Annotated in this window: 19 protein-coding genes; 9 read left to right on the top strand and 10 right to left on the bottom strand. The window is 66.9% G+C overall.

Going from position 1 to position 20,878, the window contains the following annotated elements; translation table 11 throughout:
• Positions 1-32: 32 nt before the first annotated feature.
• From ACQY8M_RS17250 to rutA, 4 genes are all read right to left on the bottom strand, one after another.
• Entirely contained in the window at positions 33-1,703 is a 1,671-nt protein-coding gene (locus ACQY8M_RS17250) for an ABC transporter substrate-binding protein (protein ID WP_428674383.1), read from the bottom strand.
• A complete protein-coding gene (locus ACQY8M_RS17255; protein ID WP_428674385.1) occupies positions 1,700-3,073 on the bottom strand; it encodes an LLM class flavin-dependent oxidoreductase in 1,374 nt (457 codons plus the stop codon). The genes ACQY8M_RS17250 and ACQY8M_RS17255 overlap by 4 nt, the downstream gene beginning before the upstream one ends.
• Entirely contained in the window at positions 3,066-4,454 is a 1,389-nt protein-coding gene (locus ACQY8M_RS17260; RefSeq protein ID WP_428674387.1) for an LLM class flavin-dependent oxidoreductase, read from the bottom strand. Before ACQY8M_RS17260 ends, ACQY8M_RS17255 begins: the two co-directional genes overlap by 8 nt.
• 210 nt (positions 4,455-4,664) lie before the next feature.
• Entirely contained in the window at positions 4,665-5,747 is a 1,083-nt protein-coding gene (gene rutA, locus ACQY8M_RS17265) for a pyrimidine utilization protein A (RefSeq protein WP_428674389.1), read from the bottom strand.
• A gap of 93 nt (positions 5,748-5,840) precedes the next feature.
• On the opposite strand from rutA, the gene ACQY8M_RS17270 reads away from it, so the two are divergent.
• The 7 genes from ACQY8M_RS17270 to ACQY8M_RS17300 all read left to right on the top strand — a co-directional run bounded on the left by ACQY8M_RS17270 (position 5,841) and on the right by ACQY8M_RS17300 (position 13,711).
• Positions 5,841-7,178, top strand: a complete 1,338-nt coding sequence (locus tag ACQY8M_RS17270) for an MmgE/PrpD family protein (RefSeq protein WP_428674391.1) — start codon at positions 5,841-5,843, stop codon at positions 7,176-7,178.
• 96 nt (positions 7,179-7,274) lie between these two features.
• A complete protein-coding gene (locus ACQY8M_RS17275) occupies positions 7,275-8,120 on the top strand; it encodes an alpha/beta fold hydrolase (protein WP_428674393.1) in 846 nt (281 codons plus the stop codon).
• Positions 8,121-8,124: 4 nt separating this feature from the next.
• Entirely contained in the window at positions 8,125-9,240 is a 1,116-nt protein-coding gene (locus tag ACQY8M_RS17280; RefSeq protein WP_428674395.1) for an alcohol dehydrogenase catalytic domain-containing protein, read from the top strand.
• Between the two features lie 31 nt (positions 9,241-9,271).
• Complete coding sequence (locus ACQY8M_RS17285) at positions 9,272-10,105, top strand: phytanoyl-CoA dioxygenase family protein (RefSeq protein ID WP_428674397.1); 834 nt, start codon at positions 9,272-9,274, stop codon at positions 10,103-10,105.
• A 117-nt stretch (positions 10,106-10,222) separates the two neighbouring features.
• On the top strand, positions 10,223-12,313 hold the full coding sequence (locus ACQY8M_RS17290; RefSeq protein WP_428674399.1) for a hydantoinase/oxoprolinase family protein: 2,091 nt from the start codon (positions 10,223-10,225) through the stop codon (positions 12,311-12,313).
• Positions 12,314-12,483: 170 nt separating this feature from the next.
• Positions 12,484-12,915: an EamA family transporter gene (locus ACQY8M_RS17295; RefSeq protein WP_428674401.1), complete on the top strand. Its 432-nt coding sequence runs from the start codon at positions 12,484-12,486 to the stop codon at positions 12,913-12,915.
• Between the two features lie 67 nt (positions 12,916-12,982).
• Positions 12,983-13,711: an RraA family protein gene (locus ACQY8M_RS17300; RefSeq protein ID WP_428674403.1), complete on the top strand. Its 729-nt coding sequence runs from the start codon at positions 12,983-12,985 to the stop codon at positions 13,709-13,711.
• Between the two features lie 84 nt (positions 13,712-13,795).
• Here ACQY8M_RS17300 and ACQY8M_RS17305 read toward each other — a convergent pair whose 3' ends face one another.
• Positions 13,796-15,277: a DHA2 family efflux MFS transporter permease subunit gene (locus ACQY8M_RS17305; protein ID WP_428674405.1), complete on the bottom strand. Its 1,482-nt coding sequence runs from the start codon at positions 15,275-15,277 to the stop codon at positions 13,796-13,798.
• 118 nt (positions 15,278-15,395) lie between these two features.
• On the opposite strand from ACQY8M_RS17305, the gene ACQY8M_RS17310 reads away from it, so the two are divergent.
• Entirely contained in the window at positions 15,396-16,112 is a 717-nt protein-coding gene (locus ACQY8M_RS17310) for a ribonuclease activity regulator RraA (RefSeq protein WP_428674407.1), read from the top strand.
• Between the two features lie 90 nt (positions 16,113-16,202).
• On the opposite strand, the gene ACQY8M_RS17315 is transcribed toward ACQY8M_RS17310, so the two are convergent.
• The 3 genes from ACQY8M_RS17315 to ACQY8M_RS17325 form a co-directional block, all read right to left on the bottom strand.
• Positions 16,203-17,156, bottom strand: a complete 954-nt coding sequence (locus tag ACQY8M_RS17315) for a TIGR03619 family F420-dependent LLM class oxidoreductase (RefSeq protein WP_428674409.1) — start codon at positions 17,154-17,156, stop codon at positions 16,203-16,205.
• A 12-nt stretch (positions 17,157-17,168) separates the two neighbouring features.
• Positions 17,169-17,561, bottom strand: coding sequence for an OsmC family protein (locus ACQY8M_RS17320; RefSeq protein ID WP_428674411.1), 393 nt, complete (start codon positions 17,559-17,561; stop codon positions 17,169-17,171).
• A gap of 80 nt (positions 17,562-17,641) precedes the next feature.
• Complete coding sequence (locus ACQY8M_RS17325; protein ID WP_428674413.1) at positions 17,642-17,911, bottom strand: hypothetical protein; 270 nt, start codon at positions 17,909-17,911, stop codon at positions 17,642-17,644.
• Between the two features lie 150 nt (positions 17,912-18,061).
• On the opposite strand from ACQY8M_RS17325, the gene ACQY8M_RS17330 reads away from it, so the two are divergent.
• Positions 18,062-19,561 (top strand): hypothetical protein, encoded by a 1,500-nt coding sequence (locus ACQY8M_RS17330; protein ID WP_428674415.1) that lies wholly within the window; start codon positions 18,062-18,064, stop codon positions 19,559-19,561.
• A gap of 8 nt (positions 19,562-19,569) precedes the next feature.
• On the opposite strand, the gene ACQY8M_RS17335 is transcribed toward ACQY8M_RS17330, so the two are convergent.
• Together ACQY8M_RS17335 and ACQY8M_RS17340 are read right to left on the bottom strand one after the other, a co-directional pair.
• Positions 19,570-20,013: a hypothetical protein gene (locus ACQY8M_RS17335; protein WP_428674417.1), complete on the bottom strand. Its 444-nt coding sequence runs from the start codon at positions 20,011-20,013 to the stop codon at positions 19,570-19,572.
• 122 nt (positions 20,014-20,135) lie between these two features.
• Positions 20,136-20,867, bottom strand: a complete 732-nt coding sequence (locus ACQY8M_RS17340) for a hypothetical protein (RefSeq protein WP_428674419.1) — start codon at positions 20,865-20,867, stop codon at positions 20,136-20,138.
• Positions 20,868-20,878 lie beyond the last annotated feature (11 nt).

The raw sequence follows: 20,878 nt of genomic DNA on the forward strand, positions 1-20,878 counted from the left end.
AGAGGCTCGCGGTCCGGAAGACGCAGATCCAATCATTCGGTCGTCAGCTTTTCCTGCTTGCCGGCCGGGTAGTAGAGCTTGCCGCCGACCAGGCGGTAGCCCGCGGCCTGCAGGATCTTCTTCGCTTCGGCAAGGCCGGTCTTGATCTGGTCGACCGACGGGTCGTGCCAGTAGGTCAGGACGGGCGAGACATGGCTGTTGGCCGGCACGGCGAAGTCCTGCCACGCGGCCGACACCATCAGCCGCCGATCGATGCAGAGCGACAGCGCGCGACGGAAGGCGACATCGTCGAAGGGCGGGCGGCGATTGTTGAAGGCCACGAACTCGAAGCCGACGTCGGTCTCGGTCGTCACGACGATGTCGGGATTGTCCTTGGCGAACTTGACCAGCACGTCGGGGTCGCCGCCGAAGAAGCCGAGGAAGTTGAGCTCGCCGCGCTTCAGCATGCCGAGCGTCGCCTCGGCGTTGGGCACGATGCGCATGATCCAGCGCGCGATCTTTGGCGCCTTGAAGTGGTCGGGGAAGGCTTCGAGCAGGATCTCCTCGTTGGGCGCCCAGCGAACGATCTTGAACGGGCCGGAGCCCGTCCGGTTGATCTCCTTGATCTGCTCCGCGTTCTCGGGCTTGCCTTCGAGGCTCTTCAGCACCGGTTCCCAGATGTGCTTGGGGATCAGGTTGATCTTGCTGAGCGACGCCGTGAAGAACGTGGCGTTGGTGTTCTTGAGCGTCATCCTGAGGCCCATGTCGCCGACCTTCTCCATCGAGGCGATCTCGGTGACGAAGGGCTTGTACATGGGCGCCTTGTCGCCCGCCGGCGCGGTGAAGGAGAAGATCACGTCGTCGACCGTCACCGGCTGGCCGTCGTGCCACTTCATGCCGGCGCGCAGCTTGATGTCGATCGTCTTGTCGTCGATCCAGGTGACGCTCTCGGCCGACCAGGGCTGCGGCGTGCCGTCCGGACCGATGCGCATCAAGCGGTCCCAGATCAGATCGGTGATCCAGCTGTCGACCGCGCCGCCGATATAGAGCGGGTTGGTCGCGTTGATCGATTCCGAGCTGTTGATGATCAGGTCCTTCTGCGCGCCGATCGGCTCGATATTGACGAAGGTCCAGATGTTGCGGATGCCGATGCCGGTCTGGTTGACGACCGTGTCGGCCTTGAAGACGGCCTTGTTGAAGGCCATCGGGTATTTCGGATGAACCAGGAAGGCGTAGGGCTGATCGCGGTTGATCATCTCCTGCGCCTGGAAGATCGTCTTGCGGCGCTCCTCGCGATCGAGCTGGGTGCGCTGCTTCTCGGCGAGCTTGTCGTACTCGGGGTTCTTGTAGCCGATGAAATCGTAGCCTTTCTCGGCGTAGCTCGAGTGGAAGAGCGAATAGACGAACTCGTCGGGATCGGAGCGTTCCGGCCGGCCGACCATGCGCCACATCGTGGCGTCCCACTTGTCGCGGCTGTACCAGATCAAAGCGGTCTGGGCCTGGCGCTGCAGCGGCTTGACGTCGATGTCGAGGCCGAGCTGTCGCCATTGCTGGGCGATCAGCTGCGAGGCCTGGTAGGCCTGCGGCAGGGCGGCCTGCGGCCAGGTATAGAGGTTGATCTTGCGGACCTTCTCCGCGGCGTTCTGCGCGAAGGCCCCTCGGGCGAGGGTATTCGGTGCGATTGCTGCGAGTCCTGCCGCGGCAACGAGTGACCGTCTCTTCATGAAGCCTCCTTGAGTCGTGCCGCCCGCTGGTAACGGTTCTCCGGTTTCCTGAGCCCGAGATTCTCCCGCAGCGTCGCGCCCTCGTACTCGGAGCGGAAGATGCCGCGCCGCTGCAATTCGGGCACGACCTGCGTGCAGAAGTCCTCGAACGGCCTGGGATAGTGGTTGCACACGACGTTGAAGCCGTCGGCCGCCTCTTCCTCGAGCCACTTCTGCATCTCGTCCGCCATGTAGTCGGGCGTGCCGACGATCACGCGATGGCCCGTGCCGGCCGCGGTGTGACGCGCGATCTGGCGCAGGGTCATGTTGTTTTCCCGTGCGGTCTGGACGATCAGGGCCTGTCTCGCCTTGGCGGCATTGCTGGGCGGCAGCTCGGGTAGCGGCCCGTCGAGCGGGAACTTGGTGAGGTCGAGCCCGCCCGAGATGTGCGACAGCGACAGGAGCGCCACGTCGTCGGGCATCAGCGCCTGCAGCCTCTCGTAATTCGCCGTCGCCTGCTCCGTCGTGGCGCCCAGCACCGGCGTGAGGCCGGGCATGATCTTGATGTCTTCGGGCGCGCGGCCGTACTTCGCCGCGCGCCGCTTGATGTCGGCGTAGAAGGCCTTGGCCTCCGCGATCTTCGTCTGCGCCGTGAAGACCACGTCGGCGGTGCGCGCGGCGAGCTCGCGGCCGGCCTCGGAGGAGCCCGCCTGGGCGATCACCGGCCAGCCCTGGACCGAGCGCGTGATGTTGAGCGGCCCCTTGACCTTGAAGTGCTTGCCGACGTGGTCGAGGAAATGGACCTTGTCGCGATCCATGTAGATCCCGCTCGCCTTGTCGCGCAGCAGCGCACCTTCGTCCTCCCACGAATCCCAGAGACCGGTGACGACCTCGTAGAACTCGGCGGCGCGCTCGTAGCGTTCGGCATGCGGCATGTGCTGGTCGAAGCCGAAGTTCTCCGACTCGTCCTCGATCTGGGAGGTCACCAGGTTCCAGCCGGCGCGACCGTTGCTGATGTGGTCGATCGACATGAAGCGGCGGGCGATATTGTAGGGCTCGTTGTAGGTCGTGGTCGCCGTCGCCACGAGGCCGATATGCTCGGTCACCATGGCGAGTGCCGCGAGCGTCGCCGTCGGCTCGAGCTTCACCGTGCGCGAGAGCTTGGCCCGCGCGCGCTCGCCGCGGGCCAGCGCGCGGCTGCCCGAGACTCCGACGGTGTCCTGGAAAAAGATGCAGTCGAACTTCGCCGCCTCGGCGACCTGCGTGATGTGGGCGTAGCCCTGGAAGTCCATGTCGTATGTCGGGATCGCGTCGGGATGGCGCCACCCGGCGAGATGGTTGCCCGGCACGCTGAAGAAGCCGCCGAGCCGGAGCATTTTCCTGTCAGTCATTGGACGCCGCCGCGCGGACGTGCACGCTCGTCCGGTTCGTCGTGTGGACGTTCTTCGGGAACGGAACGCCGAGATTCTCGCGGAAGGTCCTGCCCTCGTATTCCTCGCGGAAAAGGCCGCGCCGCTGCAGCTCGGGGATCACCATGTCGACCCACTCCTCGAGCGGCTTGGGATAATGCGCGAACAAGAGGTTGAAGCCGTCGCAGGCGCCTTCCTCGAGCCACGCCTGCATGTCGTCGCACAGCGACTTGGGCGTGCCCCACACCACGCGATGCGCCTGGCTCATGGCGAGCACGCGGCCGATCTGCCGGATGGTCATGCCGCGCTGGCCCATGCGGATGATCATCTCCTGGCGGGCGCGGGCGGCGTTGGAGGGCTTGAGCGGAGGCAGGGGGCCGTCCGGATCCATCGCGAAGATGTCGACGCCGCCGGCGAGGCGCGCGACGCCTGCGATGCCGACGCCGTCGTCGACGAGCGAGCGCAGCTCTTCGTATTTCTCCTCCGCCTCTTCCATCGTACGGCCGATGATCGGCTGGATGCCGGGGAAGATGCGGATCTCTTCCGGCCCGCGCCCGTACTTGTCCATCCGCGCATGCATTTCGTTGCGGAAGTCCTGCCCTTCCTTGATCGTGGTCTGGGCGGTGAACACCATGTCGGCGGTGCGCGCGGCGAGATCCATGCCGATGTCGGAGGAGCCGGCCTGCGCCACGATCGGCCGGCCTTGCGGCGAGCGCGCGACGTTGAGTGGCCCGCGCACCGTGAAGTGCTTCCCCTTGTGCCGCAGGATGTGCATCTTGTCGTAGTCGAACCAGATGCCGCTTTCCTTGTCGCGCAGGAAGGCATCGTCCTCCCAGCTGTCCCACAGGCCGATCACGACGTCGTGGAACTCCGACGCGCGGTCGTAGCGGATACCGTGCTCGAAATGCTGGTCGCGTCCGAAGTTCACCGCCTCGTCCTCGGCCTGCGAGGTCACGAGGTTCCAGCCGGCTCGCCCGCCGCTGATATGGTCGATCGTCAGGAACCGCCGGGCGACGTTGTAGGGTTCGTTGTAGGAAGTCGTGCAGGTCGAGACCAGGCCGATGCGGCTGGTGATGGCGCCGAGGGCGGCGATGGCGCTGACCGGCTCGATATGCGCCTGCCGGCCGTTCTTCTCACGGAAGGGGTGGCCGCCGTAGACCGCGGTGCTGCCCGGGATGGCGACCGAATCCTGGAAGAACATGCAGTCGAGCTTGCCGCGCTCGGCAGTGCGCGCCATGTCGGCCAGCAGCTTCATCGACAGGTCGGTCTCGCAGACCGCATCGGGATGGCGCCAACCTGTAGGATGGCACCCCGGCACGCTGAAGAAGGCGCCAAAGCGCAACTTGCGTCCCGACGTATTCATGACTCACCACTGGAAAAACTGCGAAAACGCATGCAGTTAGTGTGCCAAGGGAATCGCGGCGCGACCATCCCACGGCTGTGTGATCGCAGTGGCCCTGCAACCGTGCCGCGATCAGGGTCGCTGGGAGCGCGGCTCTCCAGAGCCGCTCATGAGGTGTGGCGACGCTAAGGAAGAGCGGCTCTAGAGAGCCGCGCTCCCAGCCATGAATGGCTATGCGACCGCTGCCAGCCTGTCCTGGCGGCTCTTCATCAGAGGCTGGATGCGTTGGCCGAACTGCTCGACACCGATCAGGAAGTCGTCGAAGACCATCATGATGCCCTTGGTGGCGGTAACCGTCGCCATCTCGTCGAGCATCCGCGCGATCGAAGTGTAGGAGCCGATCAGCGTGCCCATCGTGAAGTTGATCGCGCTCCCGGCCGAGCCGATCACGTCGGCGGTGCTGCCGGCCGCGAGGTTCGGGTCGGCTTTCGCCTCGCCGGTCATCCAGGCCAGAGCCTCCATGTCGGCTCCCTCGTTGTAGCGCTTCCACTTGGCGAAGGCCGCCTCGTCAGTCTCGTCGGCGATGATCATCACCAGCACGTAGTTGCCGACATCTCGGCCGGTCTTGGCGGCGGCGGCTTCCATCAGCTCGTTGGTGTCGACATGCGCCGTAGGCGTGTTGATGCCCCTCGATATCGTGAAGTTGTAGTTGCCGTAAGTCGCGCCGAACTCCATGCCGCGCGGGCTTTGGCCCGCACAGACGATCTTCATGTCGGCCTGCGGGCGCGGCGAGAGCTTGCAATCCTCCATCTTGAAGTATTCGCCCTTGAAGTCGGACGATCCCTTCTCCCACAGCTCCCGCAGGATGGTGACGTACTCGGTGCTGTAGTCGTATCGCTTGGCGAAGTGGACCTCGCCCGGCCACAGCCCCATCTGCTCGTACTCGCCCTTGGCCCAGCCCGAGACGATGTTGACGCCGAAGCGACCGTTCGAGATCGAATCGATGGTCGAGGCCATGCGCGCCACGATCGCGGGCGGGAGCGTCAGCACCGCGACCGAGGCATAGAGCTGGATCTTGCTCGTGACAGCGGCGAGCCCGGCCATCAGGGTGAAGGACTCGAGGTTGTGGTCCCAGAACTCGCTCTTGCCGCCGAAGCCGCGCAGCTTGATCATCGACAGGGCGAAATCGAGCCCGTAGTGCTCGGCACGCTGGACGATCTGCTTGTTGAGCTCGAACGTCGGCTTGTATTGCGGCGAGGTCGTCGAGATCAGCCAGCCATTGTTTCCGATCGGGATGAAGACGCCCATATCCATTGCAGATCTCCTGACTCGCGGTGGCCGATGGTGTGCAAGCCACATGCCAGCAGGCCATGGACATCGTCCCGGCCTTGTCGCATCTAACCAGCCATGCAGCCTAGACCCGGAACCACCGAAACGCTCGCCCGCTTCGTCGTCGATACCAATTGGGAGGACATTCCCGCCGAGGCGCGTCACGAAGCCAAGCGCGCTCTGCTCAACTTCTTTGCCGTGGCGCTCGCCGGCTGTCGCACCGAGCCGGTCGAGCTGGCCCTGCGCTCGCTGTCCGAATTCTCCGGCGGCCGGCAGGCAACCATCGTCGGCCGGCAAGAGCGCATCGATGCGCTGAGTGCCGCCTTCCTCAACGCCGCCGGCGCCAACGTCTTCGACTATTGCGACACTCACCTGCCGACGGTCGTGCATCCGACCTCGCCGCTCGCGCCGGCGGTGCTGGCCATGGCCGAGCTGCGCAAGGTGACCGGTCCGCAGCTCCTGACCGCGTTCGTGCTGGGCTTCGAGATGGAGTGCAGGATCGGCGCCGCGGTCTCGCCCGGCCACTACCCGAAGGGCTGGCACATCACCTCGACCTGCGGCGTGTTCGCCTCGGCGGCGGGCACGGGCAAGCTGCTCGGTCTTGGCGTCGAGCCGATGGTGTGGGCGCTGGGCACGGCGGCAACGCAGTCCGGCGGCCTGTGCGAATGCCTCGGCTGGCCGGCCAAGAGCGTCAGCGTCGGCAACGCCGCACGCAACGGCCTGTGGTCGGCGCTGCTGGCGGAGAAGGGTTTCGCCGGCCCGCCCGAGCCGATCGCCGGCGCGCAGGGCTTCCTCGCGGTGATGGATGAACCGGTGGACTGGGACGCGCTGACCGGTGGGCTGGGCAAGGACTGGCAGGTTGCCAACAACTCGATCAAGCCCTATCCGGCCGGCTTCGTCATCCATCCGCTGCTCGACCTGGCGCTCGACTGGCGGCGCGCCCATCCCGACGCCGTCGTCGAGAAGGTCCTTGCGCGTGGCAACCCTCTGCTGTTGCAGCGCACCGATCGTCCCGACCCGAAGACCGGCCGCGAGAGCCAGGTCAGCCTTCAGCACGGCGTCGCCGCCGCGCTTGTGCTGGGCAAGGCGGGCCTCGACCAGTTCACCGACTCCTGCGTCGACGATCCGGCGGTGTCGGCGATGCGGCGCCGGATCGCGGTCGCCAGCGCCGCCGGCCTGTCGACCATCGCGGCAGAAATGGACGTCGTAACCGCCGACGGCAAGACGCACACCCTCGCGACTCGGGCGGCACGCGGCAGCGCGGCCAATCCGCTGAAGGATTCCGAGATCGAGGACAAGCTGCGCATCGAAGCCGCGAGCTGGAAGCCGGGCCACGACATCCAGCCGCTCATCGACGCCGTCTGGACGCTCGACAAGTCGGAGGACGCTTCGAGACTCGCGGCGTTGGCGATCTGAGTTCGGCGGCCGGGTGGCATGCTCGAGGTGTTCCGTCGCGAGATTGCGAAATCCGATTCGCCATGATCTCCGCCCGGCGCCGCGATATCCTGCGCCATGCTCAGACTCTTGAACATCCTCGTCGCGCTCGTGATCGCGACACCCGCCATCGCCCAGCAAACGCCGCGATGGATGACCCTGCCTCCGACACCGTCGCTGCCGCCGCCGCAGGTAAGCGGTACGGTCGAGGTGAACGGCGCCGCGATCTGGTACGCGATGTACGGCAGCGGCCTTCCGGTCGTGCTGCTGCATGGCGGGCTCGCCAATTCGAATTACTGGGGCAACCAGGTTCCGGCGCTGGCCGAGAATTACCAGGTGATCGTGATCGACAGCCGCGGTCATGGCCGCAGCACGCGCAGCGCGGCACCCTACGGCTATGAGCTGATGGCGTCCGACGTGCTCGGTGTGATGGACAAGCTCAACGTGCGCAAGGCCGCGATCGTCGGCTGGAGCGACGGGGCGATCATCGGACTGAGCCTCGCGATGAACCATCCCGATCGCGTGGCGCGGCTGTTCGCTTTTGCCGCCAACTCCGATCCGTCGGGTGTGAAGGATGTCGACAAGAGCCCCGTCTTCACCGAGTTCATCGCCCGCGGCGAGAAGGAATACGAGGCGCTATCGACGACGCCCAAGGGCTACAAGCAGTTCGTCGAGGAGATCAGCGCCATGTGGGCCAAGCAGCCGAACTGGACCAAGGCGGATCTCGCGCGCATCAAGGTGCGCACCTGGATCGTCGACGGCGACCATGACGAGGCAATCCACCGCGCCAACACCGAGCTGATGGCCGACACGATTCCCGATGCCGGCCTGCTGATCCAGCCCGAGGTCAGCCACTTCTCCATGCTGCAGGCGCCCGACCAGTTCACCGCTGACGTCATCCGCTTCCTCCAGCGGCAATGGTGAGCCGATGGTCGAGTTCGACGCCGCGATCCTGCCGGCGGTCGGCCGGCCGCTCGAGGTCCGCCGCACGCGGATCGACCGGCTGGAGCGCGGCGACGTGCTGGTGCGCATCATGGCGACCGGCCTCTGCCACACCGACCTCGAGGTGATCGATGGCTCGCTCGCCTATCCGATGCCGATCGTGCTCGGGCACGAAGGCGCGGGCGTGGTCGAGGCGGTCGGCGAGGACGTCACCGACGTGCAGGTGGGCGACCATGTCGTGTGCTCGTGGAACCCGCATTGCGGCCACTGCTTCTATTGCGAGCGGGGCCAGCCGATCCTGTGCGAGCCGTTCACCTTCCACCAGCCGCGCGGCCATCTGCTCGACGGCAAGTCGCGGCTCACCTGCGACGCGGCGACGGTCCATCATTTCTCCGTCGTGTCGTCGCACGCCCAGTACGCCGTGGTGCCGCAGTCCGGCGCGATCAGGGTGCCCAAGGAGATCCCGTTCGACCGCGCCTGCCTGATCGGCTGCGGCGTGATGACGGGTGTCGGCGCGGCGGTGCGGCTGGCGCCGGTCGAGGCCGGCGCCTCGGTCGCGGTGATCGGCTGCGGCGCGGTAGGCCTGAACGCGCTGCAGGGCGCGCGGCTCGCGGGAGCGGGGACCGTCATCGCCATCGACCGCGCCAGGGGCCGGCAGAACCTGTCGCGCGTCTTCGGCGCCGATCTCACGACGGGCGAGCCGGGCGACGATGTCGTCGCGTTCGTGAAGCAGGCCACCGATGGCCGTGGCGCCGACTACGTCTTCGAGGCCGCCGGCAGCGCCGACGGCTTCCGGCTGGGGGCGGAGATCGTGCGACCGGGCGGACATCTCGTGTTCCTGGGCAAGGTCAACGTCAACCAGGACGTTGCCTTCCGCTGGGGGGCGCTCATGGGCGAGAAGAAGATCACCCGTTCGAGCTACGGCGGCGCGCGGCCCAAACGCGATTTCCCCTGGCTGGCGCGCTGCTACCTCGACGGCCGGCTGAAGCTCGACGAGCTGATCACCGCGCGGCTGCCGCTGCCGCGCATCAACGAGGGTTTTGACGCCATGCGCCGCGGCGAGGGCATCCGCACCGTGGTCCTGCCGTGGGATTCGGCTTGACCCCTGCGCCCTTAACCCGGACGCTACCGCCATGACCAAGCTCCTGAGCGAGGACGCTGTCGCCGCCTACCAGCGGGACGGCTTTTACTTCCCGGTAGATATCCTGTCCGAGGCCGAGACCCGTACCCTGCGCGACCAGCTCGAGGCGCACGAGCGGGCGAGCGGCGGGCCGATCCAGGGTGACCGGCGGCACAAGCCGCATCTCTACCTCACCTTCCTGAACGACCTGATCCGCCATCCGCGCATCCTCGACGCGGTCGAGGACGTGCTCGGGCCGAACCTGCTGGTCTGGAGCACCAGCTTCTTCATCAAGGAGCCGTCCGATCCCGGCTTCGTGTCGTGGCACCAGGACGCGACCTACTGGGGCCTGTCGTCGCCCGACGTGATGACCGTCTGGGTCGCCTTTACGCCGGCCAATCTCCTGAATGGCTGCATGAAGTTCATGCCCGGCTCGCATCGCGAGCAGCTCGAGCACAAGGACACGTTCGACAAGAACAACCTTCTGAGCCGCGGTCAGGAGATCGCGGTCAAGGTCGACGAGAGCAAAGGCGTCGACGCGATCCTCGAGCCCGGGCAGGCTTCGCTCCACCACGTGCTGCTGGCGCACGGCTCGGAGCCCAACAAGTCGAGCGACCGCCGCATCGGTTTTGCCATCCGCTACATCCCGACCCATGTGCGGCAGGCAGTCGGTGCGAAGGACAGCGCCACCCTCGTCCGCGGCACCGACAGCTACAACTACTTCGAGCACGAGCCCCGACCGACGGCGGACTGCTCGCCCGAGTCGCTCGCCCTGCATGCCGGCATCGTCGGCCGGCAGGTCCAGGTCCTCTATCGCGGCACCGGGCAGGAGCACTTCCGCCCTTAGGGCCTGTGTTGCCGGGAGCGCGGCTCTCCAGAGCCGCTCATGGGGTTGGGCAATCCGAGGATGAGCGGCTCTGGAGAGCCGCGCTCCCAGCGTATCGAGATCGGGTCCTGACCGACGATGGAAGAGCGTAAAGCGTACCGTATCGGAATCGACGTCGGCGGCACCTTCACCAAGGCGGTGCTGGTCGATGATGACAGCCACGAGATCGTCGGCCGCTATTCGACCTTGACCACCCATGCCGGTGCGCGCGGCGTCGCCGAGGGCGTGGTCGAGGTCTTCCGCCGCGTGCTCGAAGGCTCCCGGGTCGCGCCCGAGGACGTCGTGTTCCTCGCCCATTCGACGACCCAGGCGACCAATGCGCTGCTCGAAGGCGACGTGGCGCCGGTCGGCATCGTCGCTATCGCCAGCGGGCCGGCCGCGGCGCTTGCGGCAAAGCAAAGCCGCATCGACGGCATCGAGCTCGCGCCCGGCCGCACGTTGCATCCCGGTCATCGCTTCATCAAGGGCGAGGCGCTGAACGAAGCGGCTGCCGCTGAGGCCGTGCGCGCGCTGCAGGAAGAGGGCGCGAAGGTGATCGTCGCCACCAGCGCCTTCGGGGTCGACGACGGCTCGGACGAGGAGGCGATCCGCGACGCCGCGACGGCGCTCGGCCTGCCGGTGACCTGCGGCCACGAGATCTCCAAGCTCTACGGCCTCGCCACACGCACCCGCACCGCGGTGATCAACGCCAGCATCCTGCCACGCATGATCGAGACCGCCGACATGACGCAGCGGAGCGTGCGCGAGGCGGGGATCGCGGCGCCCTTGATGATCATGCGCGGCGACGGCGGCGTGATGGACGTGAACGAGATGCGCCGTCGCCCGGCCATGACCATGCTGTCCGGACCGGCCGCGAGCGTGGCCGGCGCGCTGATGCATCTGCGCATCTCCGACGGCATCTATTTCGAGGTCGGTGGCACCAGCACCAATATCGGCGTGATCCGCAACGGCCGTCCGACGGTGAAGTACGCGCGGGTCGGCGGCCACGAGACCTATGTCAGCTCGCTCGACGTGCGCGTGCTGGGCATTGCCGGCGGCAGCCTCGTGCGGGTGGCCGACGGCCGGCTGGTCGATGTCGGCCCGCGCAGCGCGCATATCGCGGGGCTCGCTTACTCGGCCTTCGCCGATGCCAGTGTGTTTGACGGCGCGACGGTCGAGCTCTTCCAACCCGGACCGGGTGAGGCGGCAGATCACGTCGCGATCCGCTGCCGCGACGGATCGCGCTACGCAATCACCACGACCTGCGCCGCGAACGCGCTGGGTTACGCCAGGCCCGGCATGCACGCTTTCGGAAATCCCGATGCGGCCCGCGCCGCGATTGCGCCGCTCGCCGCTCTGCTCGGCGTGTCGGTCGACGACGCGGCGCGCCGGGTCCTGGAGCGCGCCACCGACAAGGTCATTCCCGTGGTCGAGCAGCTCGTCGCCGAATATGGGCTCGACCATGACCAGTCCATGCTGGTGGGCGAGGGCGGCGGCGCGGGCGCGCTGATGCCGTTCGCGGCCGAGCGGCTCGGCCTGCGCCACGTTATCTCGCCCGACGCCGAGGTGATCTCCTCGATCGGTGTCGCCCTCGCGCTGGTGCGCGAGGTGGTCGAGCGGGTCATCGCCGATCCGACGCCCGAGGATCTGCGCGCCATCCGACGCGAGGCGCTCGATGCCGTGGTCCGGCTCGGTGCCGCGGCCGAGACCGTCGAGGTCACGATCGAGGTCGACGCGCACAGCCAGCGCGTCCGCGCCACCGCCGTCGGCGCGTCGGAGATGCGCGCCCGCAGCCATCGCAAGCGACTGGGCGAGGCCGAGGCCCGCGCCGTTGCCGCCGAATCGATGGGCGTCCCGCTCGCCGGCACGGCCGTCACCGGGTCGACCGACGGCATGCGGCTGATCCAGGCGCAGATCGACGGCCGCCATTCGCTGCGTGCTGTCGACCTCGACGGCGCGATCCGCATCCAGCGCAGCAACGCCGCCGTCGAGCGCGCCCACGCCTCCGACGCGCTCGCTGCGCTGAAGGCGCAGTGGAACGAGGCGAACGAGATGTTCCTGGTGCTCGGCGCTCACGTCATCGACCTCAGCGGCATCGCCGGCCGCGACCAGGCCATGGCCGTCGCCCGCACCGAGCTCGACGGCGTGCCCGCCGACACGACGGTGCTGCTGGTCGCGGCGCGGAAGTAGGTCTTGCTTCGCTTCCTCGGACTTCCTCCCCCGCTTGCGGGGGAGGTGGCGCCGTCCTACGGCGACGGAGGGGGCGTGACGCACCATCTCCGTTGCCTTCCCCCTCCGTCAGCGTAAGACGCTGACACCTCCCCCGCGAGCGGAGGAGGGAGTCTGAGGAGGGCACTGACATGACATCCAGCTCGTGGCTTCCGTGGGCCATCCTATCCGCCGTCTTTGCCGCGGCGACGGCGATCTTCGCCAAGGTCGGTGTCTCCGGCCTCAACTCCGATCTCGCCACCTTGATCAGGACGGCCGTCGTGATCTGCGTGCTCGTCGCGCTAGTAAGCGCGACCGGACAATGGCAACCGCTGCAGGAGATCTCGGCGCGAACGTGGGTCTTTCTCGTCCTGTCGGGCCTCGGCACTGGCGCCTCGTGGCTGTGCTACTTCCGGGCTCTGAAGCTCGGCGACGCCGCGAGGGTGGCGCCGATCGACAAGCTCAGCGTCGTGTTCGTCGCGGTGCTGGGTGCGACGTTCCTCGGCGAGCGCCTGAGCGGCGTCAACTGGGCCGGCGTCGCCCTGATCGCGGCCGGCGCGGTGCTGGTCGCTCTCAAGGGGTGACGAATGATTGCCTGTGCTGGCAGCCGGTGCTTAAGGTGAGGTTCCGTACAGGAGGAAATGGCACGCGATGACCGTTAGCGACGAACTCTTTGCCGAGCTGCGCAAGATCGACACGCCGACCATCACCAACGTGGTGGCGACCTATCCGAAGAACCCGCTGTGCCTCGGCCTCTACAATCCGTGGACCGAGAACTGGTACACCGACACCTCGATCCGCTGCATCTATCCCGAGCTGGGGCCGACCGTGGGCTACGCCGTGACCTGCGTGTACGGCATGCCCGATCCCAACTTCGCCGGCCGGCTCTCCTTCATGAACGTGATCGACGCGCTCGACGCGATGAAGAAGCCGACCATCCTGGTGATCCAGCAGAAGTGGCCGGACGAGATCATGAAGAAGGCGGGCCTGGCCGGCGAGATGATGGTGAGCTCGATGATGGCGGTCGGCTGCGTCGGCATGCTGTCGAACGGACCGTCGCGCGACGTCGACGCGATCCGCAAGCTCAAGTTCCAGTACATGCTGGGCGGCGTCACCGCCGGCCATGGCGAGATGGCGGTGCAGGCCGTCAACGTCCCCGTGTCGGTCGGCGGCATGGATGTGGCACCGGGCGACCTGATCCACATGGACGAGAACGGCGCGGTGAAGTTCCCGGTCGAGCACGCCGAAGCAGTGGTGAAGAACGCCAAGGCCATGCTCGACGACGAGGCGCGTCGTCTCGTCCATCTCCGCGCGGCGAAGACGGCCGCCGAGGTACGCGCCGCCAATTCCGGCGGCGCCTATACGCAGAAGAAGCCGTAGTCTTAGTCTTCCGGACCGCGAGCTTCCAGCTCGCTCATGGAATCTGAGCGAGCTGGAAGCTCGCGGTCCGGAAGAGCATGAGCGCTACCGTCTGATCACGAACAGCCAGGCGAGCGGCGCGGTCAGGATCGGGATCAGCGTCATCAGGTGGAAGGCGTTGATGTAGCCGATCATGCTGGCCTGCCGCTGGATCTCGGCGGCGAGCCGGGCCTGGACATGGAGTTCGCCGAGATGGCCGAAGGCCTGCACCCATGGCGCGACCATGGCGCGGGTGAAGTGGGTGATCGAGCTCGCCAGGTTGGCGTTGGCCTCGGCCGTCGAATGGACCAGCACCAGCAGGGTGAGCGACACGAACACGCTCGAGCCCAGCATGCGGATGAGGGCGAAGATTGCGTTGGCCTGCGTCATGTAGCGGGTCGGCATGGTCGAGAAGGCGAGCACTGCCATCGGCGTGTAGCTGAGGCCGAATCCGAATCCGTGCAGGATGTTGCTCCAGAGCACGCCCTGGATCGTGACCTGCATGTCGAACCCGGCCATCATCGCTCCGGCGAGGGCCTGGATCGACAGGCCGATGAACAGGCAGAGCCGGGCGTCGAAGCGCGTGAGCTGCGCCACGATGCAGAAGGAGGCGAGGTTGCCCAGCCCGCGCGAGGCAACCAGGTAGCCGATCGTCGTCTCGGGATAGCCCTGCAGCTCCTGCAGCAGCGGCGGGAACAGGACCATCGGCGTGTATTGGAGCATGCCCATGATCAGCGCGACGACGACACCGATCAGGAAATTGCGGTCGCGCAGTGCGGCCGGCTCGAACAGCGGCGCCGGCGCTGTCAGGGTGTGGAGGACGAACATGACGAAGAACACGCCGGCCAGGACGCACTCCGCGATCGTCTCGGGCGAATCGAACCAGTCGTTGCGCTGGCCGCGGTCGAACATGAGCTGGAACGCCGCGATCGCGATCGAGATGAAGACGAAGCCGATGTAGTCGAACCGCCGGGCCCGGCCTTTCTCGTCGTCGTTGAGGGCGGCGAAGGCGAGCGCGCCTGCCGCCACGCCGAGCGGCAGGATGAGGAAGAACGTCCAGCGCCAGCTCAGCAGGTCGGACACCAGCCCGCCGAAGGTCGGCCCGAGAATCGGGCCCATGACTCCGCCGACGCCCCACATCATCATGATGAAGGGATGCTGGCTGCGGTGGAACGAGGTCAGCACGATGGTCTGGCCCATCGGGAAGATTGGCGCGCCGAACGCGCCCTGCAGGATGCGCAGCGCCAGCAGTGCTTCGAGGGTGTCGACCAGGCCGCACAGCATCGAGGCGGCGGTGAAGCCCGCGACCGAGACGACCATCAGCGTCCGCCAGCCGAGCTTCGCCGCCAGCCAGCCGGTGAGCGGCGTGGCGATCGCCGTCGCCACGAGGTTGAAGGTGAGGACCCAGGAGATCTGCTCCTGCGTCGCCGAGAGCGCGCCCTTGAGCTGCGGCAGGATGACGGTGACGCTGGTCGCCGTCAGGCCGAACAGAATGGTCGTGAATTGCACCGCCAGCAGGATCAGCCACTGTCGGGCGGTGATTGACATGCCGGGGATGGTAAATTCGAATTCCTGTCTGGAAAAGCAATCCGCAACGGTGCGAAACCGCGATTTGCGCAGCGATGGCGGAAGCCGTTAGGGTCGGCCGACCGACAGGGGGAAACGCATGAAGGAACTATCCAGCGATCTGCGCGACGTGCTCGCCAGGGTCGGCACCTCGACGCTCACCGGCGTGCTGAACCGGCGCGGGCTGAAAAGCATGACCTTGTTCGACGTCTGGCCGATGCGGCCCGAACAGCCGGCGATGGTCGGCATCGCCTTCACCATGCGATTCATCCCGTCACGCGAGGACAAGGACGGACCGACCTCGACCAATCGCTCGATGGTCCAGCCTCAGGCGATGGAAGAATGCCCGCCGGGCCATGTGCTGATGATCGACAGTCGCGGCGACTCGCGCGCGGCGTCGGCCGGCGATCTGTATATCGGCCGGCTCAAGGCACGCGGCGCGGCGGGCGTCGTCACCGACGGCGGCTTTCGCGACACCAACGGCGTTTTCAAGACCGGCCTGCCGGCCTACCACCGCCGGCCGTCCTCGCCGCCCAGCCCGATCGTGCACCGACCAATGGACCTGCAGTTGCCGATCGCTTGCGGCGGCGTGGCGGTCTATCCCGGCGACGTCGTCGTCGGAGACCGCGACGCGGTGCTGGTGATCCCGCCCGAGATCGTCGAGGCGGTCGCCGAGGAGGCGCTGAAGAACTACGAGTACGAGAGCTGGGCCGAGCTCGAGGTCGCCAAGGGCCGCTCGCTCAAAGGCCTGTTCCCGGTCGCCGGCGACCAGGCCAAGGCCGACTACGAGGCGTGGAAGAAGGCGAACGTGAAGTAACCTCATGTCTCCCGGACCGCGAGCGTCCCGCTCGCTCAAGCTCATGAGCGAGCGAGACGCTCGCGGTCCGGGAGAGGATGATGACCGCGGTTAGAGCCGCGCCATCACCTCGGTCTTGAAGCGCTTCATCTCGGCCAGGATCTCGGGGACGGTCGAGCCGGCGAAGTTCATGTCGATGGCGCCGACGCCGTGCGCGGCGAGCGCCTTGATGTCGGCGGCGAGGTCGGCCGGCGTGCCGGAGAACAGCCGGCGCTCGCCATCGCCTGCCTTGTCCGGCAGCGTGTCGCCGAAGCGCTGAAGGCGCATGGTGATGCCGACGGCCTTGGGGTCGCGGCCGGCCTCCTTGGTCATCCTGGCGAGCTTCTCCGCGCCGGCGGCAAAGCGCTTCAGGCTGTCGAGCGGAAAGGCGGGGTTGGTCGGGATCGGATACCAGGCGTCGCCGATCTTGGCCGTGCGGCGCAGCGCCGGGCCGGATTCGCCGCCGACCCAGATCGGGATGCCGGCCTTCTGCGTCGGCTTGGGCGCGAACACGATCTTGTCGAATTTCACGTAGTCGCCGGCGAAGCTGGGCTTGTCGCTGGTCCACAGCTCCTTGAAGGCGGCGATATACTCGTCCGTCACCTTGCCGCGCTCGGCGAAGGGCGGGGCGCCGATCGCCTCGAACTCCTCCTTCATCCAGCCGGCGCCGATGCCGAGCGTCACGCGGCCGCCCGACAGCACGTCGATCGTCGCGAGTTGCTTGGCCGCCAGCACGGCCGGCCGGTGCGGGATGACCATGACGGAGGTGACCAGGCGGAGCTTGCCGGTGCGGGCGGCGACGAAGGCGAGCTCGATCAGCTGCTCGTTGCGCTCGCCGTTGCCCTGATTGCTGAATTCGCCGGTCGCGCTGTAGGGGTAGGGCGAGGAGATGTCGGTCGGGATGACGACATGGTCGCTGAACGTGGCGTAGTCGAAGCCCAGTTCCTCCGCGCCGGTGCAGAGCTTGGTCAGTGGATCGAGCGCGGACAGGGGCCCCGCGGTGGGGGCGTTGAAGCCGATTTTCATGATGGTTCTCCGTCAGGTTCCGAGCGTGGTGCGGATCTCGAGGCTGCGCTTGAGGGTCAGGGTCACCGGCGTGCGCTCGGCGATCTCGGCCATGCGCTTCTTCTGCTCGGCGTCGATCGAGCCCTCGACATGTAGCACGCGATCGATGCTCTCGACCTTGTCGTCGCCACGCTTGAAATGGATGTCGGCGTGGACCGCCGTGACCGGCCACTGCTTGCGCTCGGCATACATGCGCAAGGTGATCACCGTGCAGGCGCCGAGTGCCGAGATCAGCAGGTCGTAGGGCGCGGGGCCAGCATCCCTGCCGCCCAGCTCGGGACCTTCATCGGCCGTCAGCCGGTGATGACCGGTTGCGATCGCCGTCGCGTAGTCGACGGTTCCGATGCGTGCTTTTGCGTGCGCCATGCTTCCTCCGGGGAGGCAATCTAGCGCACTTTCGGGGAATCGTGCGGGCCTTACCGCTGCAAAGTGAGGCCCAATGCGGGCTAGCGGCGACGCTTGGGCGCCTTCTTCGCGACCTTCTTGACCGCTTTCTTGACGGCCTTCTTCACCACCTTCTTCGTGGGCGCTTTCTGGGCGACCTTCTTCGCCGTCTTCTTCACGGCCTTCTTGGCCACCTTGGTCCTGGTTACGGCCTTGCGTTTGGCAAGGCCAACCGTCTGCATCGGATGCGCCAGCGCATCAATCGCGCTCGCCACTGCGTCAGTCACCGAGCCGGCGACCGCGTCAACCAGAGTCTTCTTGCTCCTTGCCATCGATATCTCCCGAGGCCAGCCGGACCGCTCTGTAACGCAAAAGTCGTTTCAGGGTCTCGGACACTTTCTCGCCGCATTGATTAAAGTTCATAAATTGAATAATATCAACATATTACTTCACGTTTTTATAGTTAAACTGGAGGTTCTCCCGTGGCGGTCGCGTCCGGCCTTAAGCTTTCTTCTGGCCGTTTCGCCGCCGTTTCGCCATGGGCCCTGTCGCTCCCGCTGCTGACCGGCTTCATCGTTTTCGCCGCTCTCGCCAACACGAACGGCCTGCCGTTGCTGGCCGATCCGGACAGCCATTGGCACATCACGGTCGGCAGCTGGATCCTGCAACACGGCGCGGTGCCGACCGTCGACAGCTACTCCTACACCTTCACGGGCCAGCCCTGGATCGCCAAGGAGTGGGGCTCGCAGGTACTGATGGCGCTGGCCTACAATGCCGGCGGCTGGGGCGGGGTGGTCGCGCTGTGCGCGGCGGCCTTTGGCGTCACCTCGGCGGTGCTGCTGCGCTTCCTGCTCCGGGACATCCGGCCGCTGCCGGCGCTGCTGTTCACGGCGGCGGCCGTCACCATGATGGCCCCCCATTTCCTGGCGCGGCCGTTCGCGCTCGCGTTCCCCTTCATGCTGCTGTGGGTCGCCGGCCTGATCCGCTCCGTCGAGGAGCGCCGCGCGCCGGAGCCGTTGCTGCTGCTGGCGATGCTGCTCTGGGCCAATCTGCATGGCGGCTTCACCCTCGGCCTCATGCTGACCGGTGCCTTCGCGCTGGAGGCGCTGCTGGGCGGCCGCGATCCTGTCGAGCGCAAGATTATCTTGCGCGGCTGGCTGAAATTCAGCGTCGCCGCGCTGCTCGTGTCGTGCGCCACGCCCTACGGCGCGGGGTCGATGCTGGCGACCTTGCAGATCCTGGGGATGGGCGACGCGCTGGCCCTGATTACGGAATGGAAGTCGCCCGACTTCCAGACCCAGCCGCTGATGGAAGCAATCCTGCTGATCGCGCTCTACCTCGTGCTGGCGCGCGGCGTGAAGCTGCCGCTGATGCGGGTCGTGATCGTGATCGGGTTGACGCACATGTTCCTGCGCCATGTGCGTAACGCCGAGCTGCTGGCGACCCTGGCGCCGCTCGTGATCGCCCCGGTGCTGGCACGGGACTGGCCGGCGATGCGGCGCGATCCTGAGGGCAGAGGTCTCTTCGGCGCCCTCGCCGGACCGGCCGGCTGCAACATGCTGGCGCTCGGATTGTTTCTAGGCATTGTCTATATTACGGCATTGGTGCGCTTCGCCGATATCCGGCCCCCCGAGGATACCGCCCCGACGGCTGCGCTCGAGTTCGCCCGCGAGGCTGGCCTCACCATGGGCCACGTACTGAACCACTACGGCTATGGCGGCTATCTGATCAACGCCGGGATCCCGACCTTCATCGATGGCCGCGGCGAGCTCTTCGGCGGCGAGTTCATCAGGAAGTACGTCCAGGCCATCCACCTCACGGGCGCCGAGCCGAACCTGCTCGAGCACACGCTCGAACGCTGGAACGTAAGCTGGACCCTGCTGCTCAAGGGCGAGCCGGCCAACAATCTGCTCGCCCGCCTGCCGGGCTGGCGCCGGGCCTACGCCGACGAAAAGGCCGTCATCTTCGTGCGCGAGCGTTAGCGACCGCCCTAGGCGGCGGTCACCAAGGCGAGCCCGACCAGGACTATCACGGTGCCGCCAACGGCCTTCCAGACATCCAGGTCGGCCCCTTCGCCCAGCAGGAAAACGCCGATCAGGGCAGTGACCAGGACGTTGCACCCGAGGATCGGCGCGAGCTTCGAGATCGGCACGCCAAAGCGCAGCAGCGCGTAGCTGATCAATCCAGTGGCAATGCCGTAGGTCAGGCCCGCGGCGAGCGCGTAGCGCAGGCCGGGCCACGACACTTCGGCGGTTCCGCGCAGCAGCGTGGACAGGACGAGTCCCGCAGCCAGGACCATCGCCCCGAAGGCGGCGAGAAAGGGCCCCGGACCCAGCCCGTGTTGCGCACTCAGCTTCTGCAGGACTGCGGTGACCGCCCACAGACAGGCAGGCAGGACGCCGCCGATCAGCAGCACCGTATAAGAGGGAGGCATGGGTTTGGTTTCTGGCGGGGTTTCCCCTTCTGCCCGATGCAGCCCGAGGTCTTGATCACCGCCCGATCAGTGCAACTTTGGCAAATCCAGGCTTGGTTGGCAACGACCCCGGCGGGCTGCGATCACGCTGTGCTCTTCAGCACGATCCAGGTGCAGGTCCCAAGCGCGCACAGCCGCCCGGACTCGGTATAGAGCGCCGTACCGGAATAGAGCTTGCGGCCGTCGACGCCGATCCGCCAACCGACTACAGCGCAGCGCTCGCCGACCTTGGGCGGCTCGATCACCTTGGCCGTCATTCGGCCGGTGAGGGCCGGGCGCATGTCGTTGGGGTCTTGGGCGGCGAAGGCGCCGGGGCAATCGAGCGTGCCCCACACGAACTCGGGCCTGATGCGGCCCTCGGCATCGGCATGGTTGGGGTGCGGCACGTAACAGGAGAGCGACGTGCCCGGCTGTGGCCCCGCCGTGCCAAGCACGCGCAGGCCGTCGCCGACCGCGCGACCTCGGCCGCAGACGAGGCACCAGTGGAAATCGGTGTCCGGCGGGCTGCCGCCTTCCTCGCCGCGGCGCATCACGTCGCTCCAGTCTGTCGGCGGCGGTGGCGGTTCGAGGTGGGCGACCGAGCCCGCGCGTGCTTCGCAGATCAGGGTTTCGCCATCGCGCAGCATCAGCGCCTCGCCCTCGCGCACGACCTGCAGTTCCCGGGCGATCGGTATGGGCGCACGCAGGGTGATTTCCACCGTGCCGTCGCCGCCGAAGGTCTGGGTGTATCGCTCCGCCAGCACGCCGCCGACATAACCGCCGTTGCCCGACAGGCGCGGGCCGTTGAAGCCCGGCGCGATGATGACTGTATTCACGCTACCCCCTC

Origin of the sequence: Reyranella sp., from assembly GCF_965279465.1 — a bacterium.
GTDB lineage: Bacteria > Pseudomonadota > Alphaproteobacteria > Reyranellales > Reyranellaceae > Reyranella.